The organism is Actinopolymorpha pittospori (genome assembly GCF_014873875.1).
Lineage (GTDB): Bacteria > Actinomycetota > Actinomycetes > Propionibacteriales > Actinopolymorphaceae > Actinopolymorpha > Actinopolymorpha pittospori.
In genome coordinates this window covers 7,777,826-7,794,455 of sequence record NZ_JADBEM010000001.1, presented here as the reverse complement: position 1 = coordinate 7,794,455, position 16,630 = coordinate 7,777,826, and the positions used below count along the sequence as shown (strand labels likewise).

General features: G+C 70.8%; 13 protein-coding genes and 1 riboswitch. Of the genes, 5 read left to right on the top strand and 8 right to left on the bottom strand.

What is annotated here, in order from left to right; genetic code table 11:
* Positions 1 to 91 precede the first annotated feature (91 nt).
* Positions 92 to 871: a dihydrodipicolinate synthase family protein gene (locus HEB94_RS36305; protein ID WP_192754026.1), complete on the top strand. Its 780-nt coding sequence runs from the start codon at positions 92 to 94 to the stop codon at positions 869 to 871.
* Positions 872 to 992: 121 nt separating this feature from the next.
* Here the strand turns inward: HEB94_RS36305 and HEB94_RS36300 are convergent, their stop codons facing one another.
* The 5 genes from HEB94_RS36300 to HEB94_RS36280 form a co-directional block, all read right to left on the bottom strand.
* Positions 993 to 2,399 (bottom strand): metallopeptidase TldD-related protein, encoded by a 1,407-nt coding sequence (locus HEB94_RS36300; RefSeq protein WP_192754025.1) that lies wholly within the window; start codon positions 2,397 to 2,399, stop codon positions 993 to 995.
* The gene (locus HEB94_RS53865; protein ID WP_192754024.1) at positions 2,396 to 3,904 is read right to left on the bottom strand and encodes a metallopeptidase TldD-related protein; all 1,509 of its coding nucleotides are present in this window, start codon (positions 3,902 to 3,904) and stop codon (positions 2,396 to 2,398) included. Before HEB94_RS53865 ends, HEB94_RS36300 begins: the two co-directional genes overlap by 4 nt.
* Before the next feature lie 84 nt (positions 3,905 to 3,988).
* Complete coding sequence (locus HEB94_RS36290; protein ID WP_238361729.1) at positions 3,989 to 5,065, bottom strand: glycoside hydrolase family 130 protein; 1,077 nt, start codon at positions 5,063 to 5,065, stop codon at positions 3,989 to 3,991.
* 340 nt (positions 5,066 to 5,405) lie between these two features.
* Positions 5,406 to 6,095 (bottom strand): LysM peptidoglycan-binding domain-containing protein, encoded by a 690-nt coding sequence (locus HEB94_RS52940; RefSeq protein ID WP_273377077.1) that lies wholly within the window; start codon positions 6,093 to 6,095, stop codon positions 5,406 to 5,408.
* 6 nt (positions 6,096 to 6,101) lie between these two features.
* Positions 6,102 to 6,255: riboswitch (cyclic di-AMP (ydaO/yuaA leader) on the bottom strand.
* Positions 6,256 to 6,441: 186 nt separating this feature from the next.
* Positions 6,442 to 6,999 carry a phosphatase domain-containing protein gene (locus HEB94_RS36280; protein WP_238361728.1) on the bottom strand — a complete coding sequence of 186 codons (558 nt, stop codon included), beginning with the start codon at positions 6,997 to 6,999 and terminating at the stop codon, positions 6,442 to 6,444.
* Between the two features lie 93 nt (positions 7,000 to 7,092).
* Between HEB94_RS36280 and HEB94_RS36275 the strand changes: the two genes are divergently transcribed.
* The 3 genes from HEB94_RS36275 to HEB94_RS36265 all read left to right on the top strand — a co-directional run bounded on the left by HEB94_RS36275 (position 7,093) and on the right by HEB94_RS36265 (position 11,614).
* On the top strand, positions 7,093 to 8,277 hold the full coding sequence (locus HEB94_RS36275) for a metallophosphoesterase family protein (protein WP_337918156.1): 1,185 nt from the start codon (positions 7,093 to 7,095) through the stop codon (positions 8,275 to 8,277).
* Positions 8,274 to 10,970: an AAA family ATPase gene (locus HEB94_RS52935; RefSeq protein WP_192754021.1), complete on the top strand. Its 2,697-nt coding sequence runs from the start codon at positions 8,274 to 8,276 to the stop codon at positions 10,968 to 10,970. Before HEB94_RS36275 ends, HEB94_RS52935 begins: the two co-directional genes overlap by 4 nt.
* Before the next feature lie 92 nt (positions 10,971 to 11,062).
* Complete coding sequence (locus HEB94_RS36265) at positions 11,063 to 11,614, top strand: GNAT family N-acetyltransferase (RefSeq protein WP_192754020.1); 552 nt, start codon at positions 11,063 to 11,065, stop codon at positions 11,612 to 11,614.
* Here HEB94_RS36265 and fdhD read toward each other — a convergent pair.
* A complete protein-coding gene (gene fdhD / locus HEB94_RS36260) occupies positions 11,584 to 12,432 on the bottom strand; it encodes a formate dehydrogenase accessory sulfurtransferase FdhD (protein ID WP_192754019.1) in 849 nt (282 codons plus the stop codon). The genes HEB94_RS36265 and fdhD overlap by 31 nt on opposite strands.
* 238 nt (positions 12,433 to 12,670) lie before the next feature.
* Between fdhD and HEB94_RS36255 the strand changes: the two genes are divergently transcribed.
* Positions 12,671 to 13,477, top strand: coding sequence for a TrmH family RNA methyltransferase (locus tag HEB94_RS36255; protein WP_192754018.1), 807 nt, complete (start codon positions 12,671 to 12,673; stop codon positions 13,475 to 13,477).
* Between the two features lie 50 nt (positions 13,478 to 13,527).
* Here HEB94_RS36255 and HEB94_RS36250 read toward each other — a convergent pair whose 3' ends face one another.
* Together HEB94_RS36250 and HEB94_RS36245 are read right to left on the bottom strand one after the other, a co-directional pair.
* Positions 13,528 to 15,201 (bottom strand): VWA domain-containing protein, encoded by a 1,674-nt coding sequence (locus HEB94_RS36250; protein WP_192754017.1) that lies wholly within the window; start codon positions 15,199 to 15,201, stop codon positions 13,528 to 13,530.
* A gap of 315 nt (positions 15,202 to 15,516) precedes the next feature.
* The gene (locus tag HEB94_RS36245) at positions 15,517 to 16,629 is read right to left on the bottom strand and encodes an ABC transporter ATP-binding protein (protein WP_192754016.1); all 1,113 of its coding nucleotides are present in this window, start codon (positions 16,627 to 16,629) and stop codon (positions 15,517 to 15,519) included.
* Position 16,630: the final 1 nt, after the last annotated feature.

The following is a 16,630-nucleotide window of genomic DNA, read 5'->3' as shown; positions in this document are numbered from 1 at the left end:
CAGACCAACCGGCGAGACTGCGGGTCCGGTTCGCCTCCGCGTCAGGGAGAATTGGCGGCAGGTCCATGACCGACAGAAGGAGTGGTCGCAGATGGCGGAACCCACGTTCGAAGGCGTCGGGATCGCGCTGCTCACGCAGTTCACACAAGACGGTGCCGTCGACGTCGCCGGAACCATCGACCACGCCCGGCGGCTGACCGACGCCGGCGCGCGCTCCATCCTGGTCGCGGGCACGACGGGCGAGGCCGAGACCCTCGACGACGACGAGCGGGTCGCGCTCATCGCCGCCGCACGAGAGGGCCTGCCGGACGACGTGACCGTGATCGCGGGCGCGAGCGGCTCCTGGCCGCGCGGGTTGGCCGTCCGTGCCGCGGCCGCGCGCAAGGCCGGCGCCGACGCGGTGCTCGTCAGTCCGTCCCGCGGCGGGATCCCCCAGGCCGACGTGTTCGGCGCGGCCAGCGAGGCCGTGGGAGGGGCGGAGCGGCTGATCGGCTACCACAACCCTGGTCCGCTCGGCGTCCCCGGCATCGAGGTGGACTCGCTGTCCAAGCTCCCGTTCGGCGCGATCAAGGACTCCTCCGCCGACCCGGTCCGGTTGCTGCAGGAGCTCGCGAGCTGGGACGGCCGGATCTACGTCGGGTCGGCTGCGCTCCTCGCGCTGGCCGGGCCACTGGGAGCGACGGGCGCGCTGTTGGCGTTCGCCAACGTCGAGCCGGAGACCTGCATCAAGGCGTGGGATGGCGACGCGAAGGCTCAGCGCTCACTCACCGACATCATGCTCGCCGTCCGCAAGCACGGCCTGCGGGCGCTGAAGGAGGCCACGGCGGAGAAGTACGGCACGTCGCCGGTGTGCCGGCTCGGCCTGCGCTGACGCGGCGGCGTCGCGCCCAGGACGAGCCACCGCCACGAACCACCGACACCCCGACGCGGAGTCCGCGTCGGGGTGTCGTCGTCTGGTCGGGGGTAGGGGTCGAGGGGTCGAGGTGCGGCGTTCAGCTCGCCTGGCTGACGCTCGACATGTTGAAGTCGGGCACCCGCAGCGCCGGCATCGCGACCCGCGGGAAGTAGTCGCCCCACTCGCGGGAGAAGGCCGGCACCGTCGCACCGGTCTGGGCGAAGCGGCCGAGCAGGTCGACCGGACTCTCGTTGAACCGGAAGTTGTTGACCTCACCGACCACCTCGCCGCCCTCGACGAGGTAGACACCGTCCCGGGTCAGCCCGGTGAGGAGCAGCGTCTGCGGGTCGACCTCGCGGATGTACCACAGGCAGGTCAGGAGCAGCCCGCGCTCGGTGTTCGCCACCAGGTCGTCGATCGAGGCCGGCCCGTCGGGAACATCGAGGATGAGGTTGTCGACGTAGGGCGTCACCGGTAGCCCGGTGAGGCCGGCGGAGTGGCGGGTGGTGGCGAGAGCGGAGAGTTCGCCGTCGCGAATCCAGTCGGTCGTGCCGAGTGACAGTCCGTTGTCGAACACGCTCTGCGCGCTCGAGGACGCGTGCGCCACGACGAACGGCGCGCACTCCAGGCCGGGGTAGGTGGGGTCGGAACGCAGGTTCAGCGGGGTCTGGGACAGACGCTCGCCGACCCGCGTACCACCGCCACCGGGCTTGGAGAAGACGGTCTGCCCGTCCTGGGCGTCGCGAGCCGACATGGTCCAGTACGCGTAGATCATCAGGTCGGCGACCGCCGTGGGCGGCATGAGCGTCTCGTAACGGCCGGCGGGGAGCTCGATCCTGCGCTTCGACCATCCAAGCCGCCGGTCGAGTTCGGCGCCGAGGGCGGTGGCATCGACGTCGGCGAAGTCCCGGGTCGCCTGACCGACCCACGCCGAACGGGTCAGGTCGGCGGACTTCCCGGTCATCGTGACGTAACCGGTCGGCTGGACGTGCCGCAGCCGGAGTCCGGTCGAGGAGCCGAGGTAGGTGGTGGTGAGGTTGTGCTCGACGAACCCGTAGTGATGGGTGCCGTCGCCGCGGGCGCGTCCGAACACGTCGCCGAGCGCGGGCGCGAACGTGTCGAAGAGCCGGATGGAGGTCTGTGCCGGTGGCTCGGCCCAGTCGGCGGCCGCGTCTCCCTCGATGAGCGGGCGGGCGTCCTCGGCCGAGACGTTGTCGCGGGCGGCGTCCTCCGCGGCCTGAACCACCGCGTCGATCTCGTCGCTCGTGGTCACGCTGCGGGTGATGACGCCGGAGGACACACCGCTGCCGCCCGCCACGCTCGCGACCACGGTCAGGGACCGGGTGAGCATGACGCCGTTGGTGGTGAGGGTGTTGTTGGCCCAGCGTAGGTTGGCACTGGACGACTCGGTGGCGATGACGACGCACCCGTCGGCCTTGGACCGGGCCAGCGCGCGCTCGACGGTCTCCTGAAGAGTCAGCTCACTGCTCAAGGGACTGGTCACCGTCCTGATTCCTGCGTCGTGTTGAGAATGCGGACACCTCGAAACAGTGCCGAGGGGCAGCCGTGACTCACCGGTGCGACCTGGCCGGGCTGGGCCTTGCCGCAGTTGAAGGCGCCGCCGAGCACCCAGGTCTGCGGGCCGCCCACCGCCTCCATCGAACCCCAGAAGTCGGTCGTGGTCGCCTGGTAGGCGACGTCTCGCAGCTGTCCGGCGAGCCGGCCGTTCTCGATCCGGTAGAAGCGCTGGCCGGTGAACTGGAAGTTGTAGCGCTGCATGTCGATGGACCAGGACCGGTCGCCGACGACGTAGATGCCGCGCTCGACACCCGCGATCAGCTCCTCCGTCGACGGGCCGTTCTCCGCCGGGGCGAGCGAGACGTTCGCCATCCGCTGCACCGGGATGTGGGAGGAGGAGTCGGCGAACGCACAGCCGTTGGAGTGTTCGTAGCCGAAGGAGCGGGCGATCCGGCGGTCGAGTTGGTAGCCGACGAGGACGCCGTCCTTCACGATGTCCCACGACTGGCTCGCGACGCCCTCGTCGTCCCAGCCGATGGAGGCCAGGCCGTGCTCGACCGTGCGGTCACCGGTGATGTGCATGCACTCCGAGCCGTACTTCAGGGTGCCGAGCTTGTCGGGCGTGGCGAACGACGTACCCGCGTAGTTGGCCTCGTAGCCGAGCGCACGGTCGAGCTCGGTCGCGTGACCGATCGACTCGTGGATGGTGAGCCAGAGGTTGGACGGATCGACGACCAGGTCGTAGGTGCCCGCCTCCACCGTCGGCGCCTTCAGCTTGGCGACCAGGAGCTCGGGCAGTTCGGCGAGCTTGTTGTCCCACTCGTAGCCGGGATCGCTGAGGTATTCCCAACCCCGACCGACCGGGGGAGCGAGGACCCGCATCGAGTCGAACCGGCCCGACTCGGGATCGCTGCCGTAGGCCTCGACGTCGGGGTTGAGCCGGACCCGCTGCTGGGTCGTCACCGTGCCGTGGCTGTCGGCGTAGAACTTCTGCTCCTTGACCTGACGGAGCGTGGCGCCGACGTGGGCAACGCCGTCGCCCGCGAGCAGTCGCCGGCTCCACTCGGCGAGGCGCTCGACCTTCTCGGCCTCACCGACCGAAAACGGGTCCACCTCGTAGGGCGACACCCACGTCACGTTGTCGTAGACCGGCTCGTCGGCGAGTTCGATGCGCTCGGCGTTCATCCCGGCCGCGACGCGCGCCACCTCGACGGCCCGCTCGGCGACCCGCGCGGCCTCCTCCGGGGTGAGGACGACGCTCGCGGCGAATCCCCAGGTACCGGCGTGGATGACCCGGACGGCGAAGCCGGTGTCCTCGCCGTCGTGACTGCCCTCCAACCTGGCGTCGCGGAGGGAGAGGTTCTGCACCCGGATGCGCTCGAGCCGGAAGTCTGCGTGCTCGGCACCGAGCTCACGCGCCCGGGCGAGTGCGGCGTCGGCAAGTGTGCGGAGCGGGAGGCTGAGGAAGTCCTGATCGATCTTCTGCGGCACGGGCCCGAGCCTAGCGGGCGCCGGTCCGCACACGTCGCGTATTTTGCCAACGCCGGGGCGAAGGAGAACACACCGCGGCCGGCACTACGTCGTAGGGTCCAGCCGGGCGACACCGATCCGCGCGTCCGCCATGCCGTAGAACACGTAGGCCTGGCCGTGGACACGTTCGATCGCGGTCGGGAACACGACGTTGGCGACCGTGCCGGTGCGCTCGTCGTCGGTCTCTGGCACCAGGACAGGTTCGGACGTGCGGGCCAGCACCCGGGTGACGTCGAGTGGGTCGAGCAGCATCGCGCCCGCGCCGTAGGTCACCTGTTGGGTTCGCGGGTCCCACCCCGGCGGGATGTGGCCGCTCACCCCGTGGTGGATCAGCAGCCAGCCCTCGTCGACCCGCAGGGGAGGAGGGCCCGCGCCGATCTTCAGCTCCTCGAACGGGTACGCCGACAGCGCGACGAGTTGATGGTCGTGCAGATGGACGAGAGCCCGGAGGTCGCGATCGACCGAGGCCACCGGCACGTAGGAGACCCAGATACCCGGCCGCTCGTCCTCCAGACCCGCGGGGAGGTGGACGCCCTCGCCGGGGCGGAACCAACCGAGGTCCCACATCGGTCGGTGCAGCATGGCGTATGCCGGCTCACCGTCCGGACCGGGTACGGCTTCGGGAAAGAAGACCGCGTCCTTGTTGGGGAAGAGGTTCAGGTCGGTGTCGAGGTCGGGTTGGTACTCGAAGTGCAGCGGCCCCATCCGGTGCCAGGTGAGCAGGTCGTCGGACACCGCGAGGGCGAGCTTGGGACCGAGGGGGCCGTAGGCGACGTAGGTCATCAGGTGCAGGCCGAGGCTCGGTACCCAGGTGACGCGCGGATCCTCCACGCCGGCGTTGTTCAGGCCGCGTTCCCACCCCTCGTCGGGGGAGAGCGCGATGCCCCGGCGGACGACACCGTGGGGTACGCCGTCGGCGTAGGTGACCTCGGCGAGCCCGACGCGGGAGACGTTGCCCTGTGCGACCAGCCGGGGCAGTAGGTGCAGGCGGCCGTCCTGGGTGCGTCCGCTGGCCGGATTGAGGACGCCCTCGGTCTCGAACTCGTTGTCGGGCTCTGGCGACATGATGACGCCGAGCCGGGTGAGTGCGTAGGGGACGGAGGTCCCGGCCTGCGTCGTCAACGGATCAACAACCCTTCCGGATCTGTCCCGCGTACTGAGCCGGGCCGGGACTCGACGGGTTCGGCATCGGTTCGGAACTGTGTCGCTTCGCCACTGTCAATGTCAGCACGCCGCGGATCTCGACGCCAGAGAGATCGCGAAACACGGACGGCGAAACGTCGACATCTCATTCTGCGTGCCGGGACACCTGACCGCGCAGAGGTCGACGTGCGACTCGGGCCCAGGTCCGCGAAGTCGGTGGGGGAGTCGTATCCGGACGTGGTCGTCCGTGGACACGAAAGCGCCCCACCTGTGCGCACAGGTGGGGCGCTTCCTCGTCGCTGACGGGGGGGGGGAACGGTCAGCTCAGACGGATCTTCTCGTTGGGGAAGATGAGGTTGGGGTTGCCGCCGACCAGGCTGCGGTTGAGCTTCCACAGCGCTCGCCAGCCACCCTCGACGTTCTGGGCCTGGGCGATCGTGGACAGCGAGTCGCCGGCCCGGATGATGTAGGTCGCACCCGCGGCGACCTTCCGGTTCGTCGTCTTGGTGCTCACGGTCTTGAGCTTCGGCCGCTCCGAACCGCGGGTGGCGCGTGAGCTCGAGTCGTCACGCTGGCGCTCCTGCGTGCGGCTCGGCGGCGAACCGGGGTCGCCGCCCTTGTCGTTCGAACCGAGGCCGAGCTTGCTCGAGCAGGCCGGCCAGGCACCCCAGCCCTGACCGTCGAGCACCTTCTCGGCGATCGCGATCTGCTCGGACTTGGTGGCGTAGTCGGCGCGGGAGGCGTACTTCAGGCCGCCGAACGCGCGCCAGGTCGACCGGGTGAACTGCAGTCCGCCGTAGAAGCCGTTGCCGGTGTTGATGCTCCAGTTGCCGCTGCTCTCACACTGGGCGAGACGCTCCCAGGTGTCGACTGTGGCGGCGTTGGCCGTGGCGGTGAGCCCGACGACGGGAACCGCGGCCGCGACACCGGTGACCGCCGCGGTCTGGGTGACTCGCTTGGCGACAGCGCGGGATCGACTCTTCCCTCGATGCTTTGCCTTGTAGGGCATGCTGATCCGTTCCCTCTCGTCGCCTGCGGAGTGAGCTGTCGGATTCGGGCGAGAGGATTGCCCGGCCGCCGTAGCGGCTTCACCCCAGGACCCCATGCAGGGGGATCCGTAAGTGGTTCCTCCGTCTCCGCCCGAACGAAGTTTTCGGCTGTGACGACAACCGCCGGGCGGAGTTAGGCGAAGCGGGTCGTAGCCGCCCCCATCTCGGCGCGACCGGGACTGACTGTACGACGTGATCGTTTCGTTAACAACTGGATCGCAACGATTCGTCAATCTCGCGATGGCCGTTTGATGACCGTGGCAGGGCCTACCGGTGTTTCGATCCGTGGACGAGCCGCGGCCGCACTTATGTGCGACCGTCGTTCTCCTGCGCGTCGAACAGCGTTCGTGTCCGCACCTGGTTTGCCGCTCCGTCGTCGCGGCCCCAGGTGGCTTCGAAGACGGGGAATCCGGCCTCCCTGGCCGCCGCGCAGACCGCGGGATCGTCGTCGACGATGACGACCACGTCGTGTCTGTCGGCGAGCCGAGACAGCTCACCGAGCTTCGTCCGGCGGGCCGGACGACGGTCGCCGTCACGTCGCAGGATCAGCTTGCCCACGGGGGCGTCGTACCTGGTCAGCCAGCGTTCGGTGGCGGCGCGGCAGCGCTCGGGCCGCCCCGACAGGTAGACCACCTGGTGGCGTTCGGCGAGTTCGCGGGCGACCGCGAAGCCCTCCGCCAGCGGTGGGTCCGACTCCGCCCGCGCGAAGAACGCGGCCCAGTCCTTGGGATGGCGTTGGAGGTGGTGGAGGCGGTGGCGTACGTCGGCCAGCACACCGTCGAGGTCGACGACGGCGATCGTGGTGCGACCGTTCGTCGCGTCACGGTCCGGTGTGCGGGTGGTGGGACCGTCCGGCTCTGGCATGGCCCAAGTTTCCCAGGACCGAGATCACCAGTCGTGGGCGTGGCGGCGAGTCGGGTGTCGGCGGCCCCCGCTAGCGTGCTGATCACCATGGTCGTGACGTCCACCACGAGTGTTCCCCACCCGCCGGCAGGTGCGGGGGTCAGGTTTCTGCATTCCGGTGACTGGCAGCTCGGGATGATGCGTCGCTTTCTCGGCCCGGAGGCCCAGGCCCGTTACGGGCAGGCGCGGCTTGACGCGATCGAACGCATCGGCGCGGTCGCTGCCCGGACCGGAGCGGCCTTCGTCGTGGTCGCCGGCGACGTTTTCGACGCCAACCAGGTCGACCGCCAGGTCGTCCTGCGTGCCTGTGAGGCGCTGCGAGGCATCGCGTGCCCGGTCTATCTGTTACCGGGCAACCACGACTCGCTCGAGCCGGGATCGGTGTGGACGAGCCCGACCCTGGCCGCCCACCTGCCCAAGCATGTCGACGTGCTCCGCGACACCACCCCGCGGCGACCGGTCGACGGCGTGGAGGTGGTGGGCGCTCCGTGGCGTACCCGCAGGCCACTGGCCGACCCGCTGGCCGAGGTCGCGTCCGACCCACCGGCTCCGGGTGTGCTGCGGGTTGTCGTCGGACACGGCCAGGTCGACTCGCTCGCGCCCGACCTCGACGAGCCCGCGCTGATCCGACGTGAGGCGCTGGAGCGGGCCATCGCCGAGGGGCGGATCCACTACGCCGCCCTCGGGGACCGGCACTCCCTCACCTCCGTGGGCGACTCGGGCCGGATCTGGTACGCCGGGACGCCGGAGCCCACGCGGCCCGAGGAGGACCATCCCGGCGAGGTGCTGGTGGTGGAGCTTCGCCATGGCACGGACGCCTCGGCCCGCACCGTCACCCCCGAACGCGTCGGCACCTGGCGGCTGCTGTCCCGCGTCGTCGAGGTCGACGGCGACGAGTCCCTCGACAGCCTCGCCTCCTGGCTCGGTGAGCAGCCCGACAAGACCCGGACCGTCGTACGCCTCGGCGTCCGCGGCACCCTCTCGGTCTCCGGCCTGACCCGGCTGGAGATGCTGGTCGACGCCCAGCAGGAGGTCTACGCCGCGATCCAGCGCTGGAACCGGCACTGGGACGTCGGGGTGACCCCCGATGACGCGGCGCTCGACCATCTACCCGTGAGCGGTCCCGCCCGGGCGGCGATGGAGGAGCTTCGCCTCGCGGTGGCGAGCGGCACCGACGACGCCGCCAGCGCGGCCGACGCGCTCGCGCTCCTGCACCGGCTGGCCGGGGGAGCGGCGTGAGACTGCACCGGCTGGCGATGCGCGACTTCCGTGGCGTCGTCGAGCGGGAGCTCACCTTCGACGAGACCGGCGTCACCGTCGTGGTGGGCGACAACGAGACCGGCAAGTCCAGCCTGCTGGAGGCGCTCGCCCTGCTCTTCGAGCTGCCGGACGACTCCAAGGCGGCGAAGCTGCGGTCGGTCCAGCCGGTCGGGCGTGACGTCGGCAGTGAGGTCGAGGCGGAGGTCACCCTCGGCGAGACCAGGGTCCACTATCGCAAGCAGTGGTTCCGGCAGCGCGCCACCGAGCTGCGGACGGAGCCGGACGGGCGCACCTGGACCGGTCGTGAGGCCCATGACGAGGCCGTCCGACTCTTCCGCGAGCACGTCGACCAGACCCTGTGGACCGCCCTCGTGGTCGGCCAGGAGCATGCCCTCGCGGTGCCCGCGGCCGGATCCGTCGCGGCCGTGCTCACCGCCCTGGACGAGGCCGCCGGTGGAGAGGTCGACCATGGCGCGTCCGTCCCGCTCGTGACGGCGGTCGAGACCGAGTACCTCCGCTACTTCACCCGCACCGGCCGGCCGACCGGAGACTACGCGGAGGCCGTGACCCGCAGGGACGAGCAGCAGGCCCGCCTCGAGGAGGCCACGGCCGGGCTGGCCGAGGTCGAACAGGACGTCACCCGGGCGGAGCGGCTCGGTCGGGACCGCGGCACGCTGGCCACCCGGCTCGCCGAGCAACGGCTGCGCGTCGCCGAACTCGAGAGCCGGCGGCACGCCGCGGACGAGCTCATCGGTCAGGTCGAACGCCTCCGCCGCGACTCCGAGCTCGCGACCCAGCACCTCGACGCGGCCGGTGGCGAACGCGAACGCCGCGAGACGTTGGTCGGGGAGGTGCGCCAGCGGGAGGAGGCGGCCACCACCGCCCTCGAGGCGGCCCGCCGCGCCCGCCTCACCCTGCACACCGCCGAGCGGGAATGGCAGGCAGCCACGACCCGGCTGCACGCCGCGCGGCAGGAGCACGCCACCCAGCGGGCCGTCGTACGCAGCCTCGACGTGCACCTCACCCGACTGCGCGACCGGTCCGACCTGACCGAACTCGAGGCGCGGCTCGCCGCTGTCGAGGACGCGCGGTCCCAGGAACACCAGGCCGCGGCCGCGTTGCAACGCTCCCCGGTCGACGCGGTGGCCGTGGAGGCGGCGGAGGCCGCCCACCTGGAGGTCCTCGCGGCCCAGGCGGCGCTGACCGCTGGATCGCCCACGCTCGTCGTACGCCGGCTCGGCCCCGGTGAGATCGAGGTGGCCGGCGAGCCACTCGACGGGCTCACCGAGTCCGCCGAGTCTCCCGCCGAGGTCGTCGTCGAACGCGACACGACCGTACGCGTGGGTGATCTGGTGGAGCTGACCGTGCGTCCTGGCGCGGGGGCCGCCGAACTCGCCGCGGCGTGTGCGCGGGCCGAGCACACGGAGAGCCGGCTCCTCGCCGAACTCGGCCAGGCCGACATCGCGGCTGTCCGCCGGGCCGGTCGCGCCCGCGTCGAGGCCGAACGAGCCCTCGCCGGTGCGCGCGAGACGCTGACCCGACGCCTCGACGGGCGCACGTTCGAGGAGCTGATCGCCGAACGCGACGTCCTGGCGGCACGCGTCGCCGGGGCCGTCGAACCCGTGAGCGCGGCGGGGGACCCCGCCGAGGACACGGCGGAGGATGCGGCCGGGGACGCGATGGTCGAGCCGCCGGTGCCCGACACCATCGAGGCCACCCGTACCGCACTCGTCCGCGCCCAGGAGGAGGAGTCCGCGGCGACCCAGGTGTCGACCGATGCCGAGACCGCCGAGGCCGCCGTTCGCAAGGAGTTCGAAGCCGCGCGGGAGGAGGCGACCGAGACCCGGGTCCGTGCCGAGCAGGCGGTCGAGCGTTGTGACGACGCTCGCACGAGCCTGCTGCTCGCCCGCGAGGAGCGCGCCGACGACACCCTCGCCGAGGCGGTCCGCAAGGCCGCGGCCGAGGCCGAGGGAATCGCGACCGAACTCGCGCAGGCCGCCGACGCCATGTCCGCGAGCGGCGTCGACCTGCTCGACGAACGGTTGATCGAGGCGACGCGGCTGCGCGAACAGCTCGCCGGCCAGGTCGAGGAACTCCAGGACGAGCTCCGACTGGTCGAGGGCAGGCTGGAGATGGCCGGTGCCCAGGGTCTCGCCTCCGCCGTGGAGCGGGCGAACGCCGATCTCGCCCACGCCCAGCAACACCACGACACCCTGGCCCGCCGGGCGGCCGCCGCGAGTCGCCTCCGGGACACACTCGAGCGGCACCGGGCAGAGTCTCGCCGTCGCTACGCCGCTCCACTGCGCGCGCGGATCGACGCCCTGGGTCGGGTGGTGCACGGTTCGTCCTTCGGAGTGGCACTCGGGGACGACCTGGAGGTCGAGGCCCGGGTCATCGACGGGCTACGCCTTCCGGTGTCGTCGTTGTCGACGGGAGCGCGCGAACAGCTCGCGACGATCGTCCGGCTCGCCATCGCCGGGCTGACCGCGGTGGACGGCAGCGGTGTTCCGGTGGTGCTCGACGACGCGCTCGGCTGGTCCGACCCGGCCCGGCTCGAGGCGATGGGCGCGCTGCTCGCCCGGGCCGGGACCACCGGGCAGGTGATCCTGCTGACCTGTGCACCCGACCGGTACGTCGGCACGGTTCCCGGTGCCCGCGTCGTCCGGATCTAGGGTCCGTTTCACCGGTCCCGCCTGACTCGCGGTCCATCCGGGGGTGACATGCCCCGGGTGTCTGCGCTCGCGGCTCGCCCTAAAGTGGCTGAGTGAGCGATGTCGTCGCGCTGGTCCGGGTCACCGACAGGCACAAGCCCGTGCTCGCGAACCTGCTGCAGTTCTACCTCCACGACTTCAGCGAGTTCTGTGAGCTGGAGCTCTCCCCGCATGGCACCTACACCTACAACTACCTCGACCACTACTTCGTCGAGGTCGGCCACGAGCCGCTGTTCGTCACGGCCGGTGGGCAGATCGCTGGCTTCGCCCTGATGAGGCACCACGCCGACGACAGGATGAACCAGGTGGCGGAGTTCTTCGTCCTGCGCGCGCACCGGCGCCGGGGAGTCGGACGCGCGGCCGCACACGCCCTGCTCCGGCGCTACCCGGGCGCGTGGCGGCTGGAGTTCTTCGATCGGAACGCGCCGGCACGGCGGTTCTGGCCGCAGGTGGTCGCGGAGGTGGCCACCGGGCCGGTCGAGGTTCGACAGCTCCGCCCGCGGCAGGTCGACCAGACGTGCACGCAGCTGCTCTTCCGGGTCGGCCCACCGGTACCCCTGGAGGCCGTGGGGACTCAGTCGGAGAGTCGGTCGGGTCGGGTGTAGACGACGTAACGTTCGCCGCGGAGGAAGCCCACCAGCGTCATCCCGAACGTCGCCGCCAGGTCGACCGCGAGACTCGACGGCGCCCCGACCGCAGCGACGAACGGGATCCCGGCGGCCAGCGCCTTCTGGCAGATCTCGTACCCCGCCCGACCGCTCGTCACCAGCACGTGGTCGGTCAGGGGGAGCCTGCGTTCCAGCAGCGCCCAGCCCACCACCTTGTCGACGGCGTTGTGGCGTCCGACGTCCTCCCGCGCCCGCAGCAACTGACCGTCCGCGCTGAACAGACCGGCCGCGTGCAGCCCGCCGGTACGGCTGAACAGGTCCTGGGCGGCTCGAAGCCGGTCGGGCAGGGCGCACAACGTGGCCGGATCGAGAACCGGGCCCGGCGGGAGCGGGTGGCATCCGCGGAGCTCTAGCTCGTCCAGGCTCTCCTTGCCACACACGCCGCACGCGCTGGTCGCCGCGCCGTAGCGCGCCGTGGGGTGCTCGCGGAGCGGACGGGCCAGGTCGACGGTCACGACGTTGTAGCGCTGTTCGGCGCGCAACGTCGGGTCGGAGCAGTAGGCGAGGCGTACGACGTCGTCCGCGGAAGGGAGCAGGCCCTCGGAGCTGAGGAAACCCGCGGCGAGCTCGAAGTCCGCACCCGGGGTCCGCATGGTGACGACCAACGACCGAGGGGGCGTACCCGGCCAGCCGACCCGGATCTCCAGTGGCTCCTCGGTCGCCACCACGTCGTCGCGGTGGCGGACGGAGCGGCCGTCCACCTCCTGCACGCGCACGCGTACGGTGCTGCCCGGTCGCCGGGCGGAGAGACTCATGTCCCTATCTTCACCGCCGACCTCACCGGTCGAAAACCGGGTGACCCGACCGGCGGAGGCGCTCTAGGGTCTGCGGCATGGAGCTTCGGCGAGGGTAGCTGCCTGACCCTGGCAGGTCAGGTGCGACACCACCACGCCCGGCGGCGCACTGGCGCCCGCCGGTGCTGTGCACAACCCTCGCGTCCTCCGGTCGCCGTGCCCATCGCATGCAGCGACCCCTCCCGCTGGGAGTCCCGTCATGGCCTCGCAACGTGTCGGACTGCATCATCCCCGGGTCCGCCAGGTCCTCTCCCTCGCCAGGAACGGCGCCGCGGACGACCACCTGCTCGTCGCCGAAGGAGTGTGGGCGCACGAGATGCTCGCCCGGGCCGGCACCCTCGTCGAGACCTTCCTGTGGTGCCCGGACATCTGCCGAAGTGACCGCGTCCGGGACTGTGCCGAACGGATGTCGGCGATGGCCGAGACGGCGTACGAGATCTCACCGAAGGTTCTCGCCAGGCTCACCGCGCGCGCCAGGCCCGACGGCCTGATCTCGGTCGCCCGGCTGCCACGGTGGGACGCGGCGGACGTGCCGGTCGACGAGTCCTCGCTGGTGCTGGTGGTCGACGGGATCGAGTACGCCGGCAACCTCGGTACCCTCATCCGCACCGCCGACGCGTGTCACGCGGACTGCCTGCTGGTGACCAGCCGGCAGGTGCGGTTGACCCATCCGCGAGTGTTCGTCGCGAGCCGGGGGACCGTGCTGACCACACCGATCGTGGAGTTCCCCGGGTCGGCACAGGCCGCGGAGTGGCTGGAGAGCCGCGGCTTCGAGATCTTCCTGGCCGATCCGCAGGCGACACTCACCTACCGGGCGTGCGGATTTCGCCGTGGGCCGACGGCGGTCGTGGTGGGTTCGGAGGGCCAGGGCCTCCCGCCGCAGTGGTACGACCGGAAGGTCACCGCGGTCTCGATCCCGATGCTCGGGACCGCCGACTCGCTCAACGTCTCGGTCTCCGCGGCGATCCTGCTGTACGAGGCGCGCGCGGCCAAGGCCGGTTGGTAGAGGGGTGGCTTCGGCGCCGACCGCGGTGCGGCTCGGCGCCGAAGTCCCGGTCAGCTACACGCGCTGCCGCACTGCCGGCGCAGCAGCGCGTCGATGATGATGTCCTCCATGTCGGTGGCGTTCTTCGCGCGGTAGGCGCGGCCACCGGTGGTGTTGGCGATCTGCTGCAGAGCGGCGAGGTCGGCCTCCGGTCCGATACCGACCAGGATCACCGCGATGGGTCGGGCGGCGTCGGCCTCCGTCTTCAGCGTGCTGATGAGCTGGTTCATCGAGATGCCGGCACTGTCCTCGTCCCGGCCGTCGGTCAGCAGCACCAGGCTGTTGACCCGGCTGGAGTCGAAGCCGCTCTGGGCGGTCCGGTAGGCGGCGAGGAAGGTGTCGTAGAGGCCGGTGCCGCCTCGGATCTGGCCGGGCAGCTTGTCGAGCGCGTTCTTCAGCTCCCCACGGTGCTTCGGCGTGAGCGCCCCGGTGGGAGAGAGCTGGACGTAGTCACGGTTGCCGTTGCGGTTCTCCGAGAACGCCCACAGGCCGACCTCTCCCTTGTCAGGGAAGTAGGAGAACGCTGTCCCGGCCGCGTCGCGGGCGAGTTCGATGCGGTTGCGGCTTCCGGCCGCGGCGGCCATCGAGCCCGAGACGTCGACCACCGCCAGGAGCCTGGACTCCAGGCTCATCGCCGCCCAGCTGCGGAGTACGTCGTCGGCGTCCTGCAGGGTGACCGGTGGGAGCGCCTTCACCTCGCCGACGCCCTCGCCCTGGCTCGCGGGCGCGAGGTCGCGGTAGTCCCGGAACCCGGCCTTGCGGAACGCCGCGCGCCCCTTCGCGTCGTCGACGTAGCGCATGAGGGTGGCGCCGGCCTCGATGATCCGCGGTGCGCGAGCCTTGTCCTGTACGACCGCGACCAGGGGATAGTCGAGGAGGACGGTGCCGTTCTTCGGTGCCACCGGAACCAGGTCGGCCCCGGCGTTCTCCTTGGTGTAGCTGAGTACCTGCTGCTCGGTCGCGGGCACGCCATGCCGCAGACCGTTCTCGCGGCTGGCCTGGTCGAGCTCGACGTCGAGGTCGTCGACCCGGTCCTTGTTGAGCCGGAGCAGGATCGTGCCGAGCGTGGACCGGGCCTCCTCGGGCGTGCCGGAAAGCGATCGCCGAATGCCGAGAAGAGCGCTCAGCGCGACGCCGGACTTCTCCGCGTCGGCGAGCGCCATGTTGCCGGCGGTGGCGAGCGTGGACCAGTTGTCGGCGTTCTTGCCGAGGTTCTCGGCGTCGCTCTGGGTCGTCGCGAGGACGAGCGGCGAGCTCGCGACCGACGGGCTCAGGGAGAGCAGTCGGTCCTGCGCGATGCCGGTACGGGACACCCACTCCCAGGTGTCTGGCACCCACAGGTCAGGGATGTCGGTGGAGTCGCCACCGGACAACCGGGTGAAGACGTCACGGGGGCTCTCCGCGCTGACGTCGAACGCCACGCAGGCTCCGTCAACCGAGACCTTCGCCTGGTCGACGCGTTCGACGATGCTCTTCAGCGAACCGGCGATCTCGGGCGCCGCCGAGACGTGGATGCGCAAGGAGCCTTGACAGGAAGCGGCCTGCTCAGCCGCGGCGGGACCGAACTCCCGAATACCGATGTAGGCAGCCGTAGGCACGAGAAGTGCCAAGACGACGGCGAGGATGACGAGACTACGGCCGCGGCGACGAGGACGCGCCTCAGCGGCAGCATGACGTCCAGGCATTCTGCTGCTCCTCCCCACCCCCCAAGTGCAGCGGAGAATACATCAGGGCCAGGGTTCGGTTGTTCGTGATCCGTCCGCCTTTCACCAATGGTCACGAATGGTAGGACAACGCCCGCTCTGCGCAGTCGGCTTGATCAACTGTCGGACACCCAACCCGCCGCAAGTGCGTGTTGACGACGGCGGCGGGCCGTCCACCTCGGGTTTCGCGGGCGCGCACGCACGTCCTCGAAACCCGACGACCAGCTCCGGACAGTGCGCCCGTGCTCGGAGCCTCCGTGCGCCTCAGCCACGTCGACGAGGTTTCGGGATGCGCGGTCAGACGGAGCTTGACGCGTACATCCGGGCGATCACCGACTCGATCGCGGGTTCCTGAATGGACAGGTCGGCGAGTGGATAGCGGTCGGCGATGGCGGCGACGAGTGGTGCCGCGCTCGCGGCCGCCGGGAAGGCGAGCCACTGACGTGGACCGTCGACCCGCACGACGGTGGCGCCCGCGACCTCGATCGCCGGCTGTGGTTCGGCGAGGTCGACGACCAACGTGCGCTCGCTCTCGCCGATGCTGTGCAGGCCGTCGAGACTCCCGTCGTACATGACGCGACCGTGGTCGATGACCATCACCCGCGAGCACAGCTGTTCGATGTCGGTCAGGTCGTGTGTGGTGAGCAGGATCGTCGTTCCCCGTGTCCGGTTGAGGTCACGCAGGAACTCCCGCACCTTCACCTTGCTCACGATGTCGAGACCGATCGTCGGCTCGTCCAGGTAGAGCACGTCCGGGTCGTGGAGGAGGGCGGCGGCGATGTCGCCCCGCATCCGCTGGCCCAGCGAGAGTTGCCGGACCGGTACCTCGAGCAGCGGGCCGAGGTCGAGCAGGTCGACGAAACGGTCGAGGTTCTCGCGGAAGCGGGCGTCGGGAATCTTGTAGATACGGCGCAGCAACCCGAAACTGTCGCGCAGCGGAAGGTCCCACCACAGCGTCGTCCGCTGGCCGAAGACGACACCGATCCGGCGGGCGAGCCGGAGCCGCTCGCGGGCGGGTTCGACACCGGCGACCCGCAGTACGCCGCCGCTCGGAACGAGGATGCCGGTCAGCATCTTGATGGTGGTGGACTTGCCGGCGCCGTTCGGACCGATGTAGCCGACCATCTCGCCGTGGCCGACCTGGAACGTCAGCCCCGCCACGGCACGGACCTCCGTGCGCGCGCGCCGGAAGCGACCCACCCGGCGACGTACGACGAAGGTCTTCTCGACGTCCCGAAGTTCGATCACCGGCGCGCCGTCGGTGGAGCCGAAGGGGCCGGGGCGGGCAGCATCGGGGTGGGCAACGGCGGGGTGGGCAACGGCGGGGCTGGCAACGGCGGGGCGGACAGAGTTGGAGGCGTCCGTCGGGACAGCGTCTGGATGGACAGCGTCGCGGTCGATGGGTGTCATG

Bases quoted from the DNA above. Each gene is read 5' to 3' on its own strand.
- HEB94_RS36305 (WP_192754026.1), top strand. From the start codon at position 92: ATGGCGGAACCCACGTTCGAAGGCGTCGGGATCGCGCTGCTCACGCAG.
- HEB94_RS52940 (WP_273377077.1), bottom strand. From the start codon at position 6,095: ATGCCCTACAAGGCAAAGCATCGAGGGAAGAGTCGATCCCGCGCTGTC.
- HEB94_RS36280 (WP_238361728.1), bottom strand. From the start codon at position 6,999: ATGCCAGAGCCGGACGGTCCCACCACCCGCACACCGGACCGTGACGCG.
- fdhD (WP_192754019.1), bottom strand. From the start codon at position 12,432: ATGAGTCTCTCCGCCCGGCGACCGGGCAGCACCGTACGCGTGCGCGTG.
- HEB94_RS36255 (WP_192754018.1), top strand. From the start codon at position 12,671: ATGGCCTCGCAACGTGTCGGACTGCATCATCCCCGGGTCCGCCAGGTC.
- HEB94_RS36250 (WP_192754017.1), bottom strand. From the start codon at position 15,201: ATGCCTGGACGTCATGCTGCCGCTGAGGCGCGTCCTCGTCGCCGCGGC.
- HEB94_RS36245 (WP_192754016.1), bottom strand. From the start codon at position 16,629: ATGACACCCATCGACCGCGACGCTGTCCATCCAGACGCTGTCCCGACG.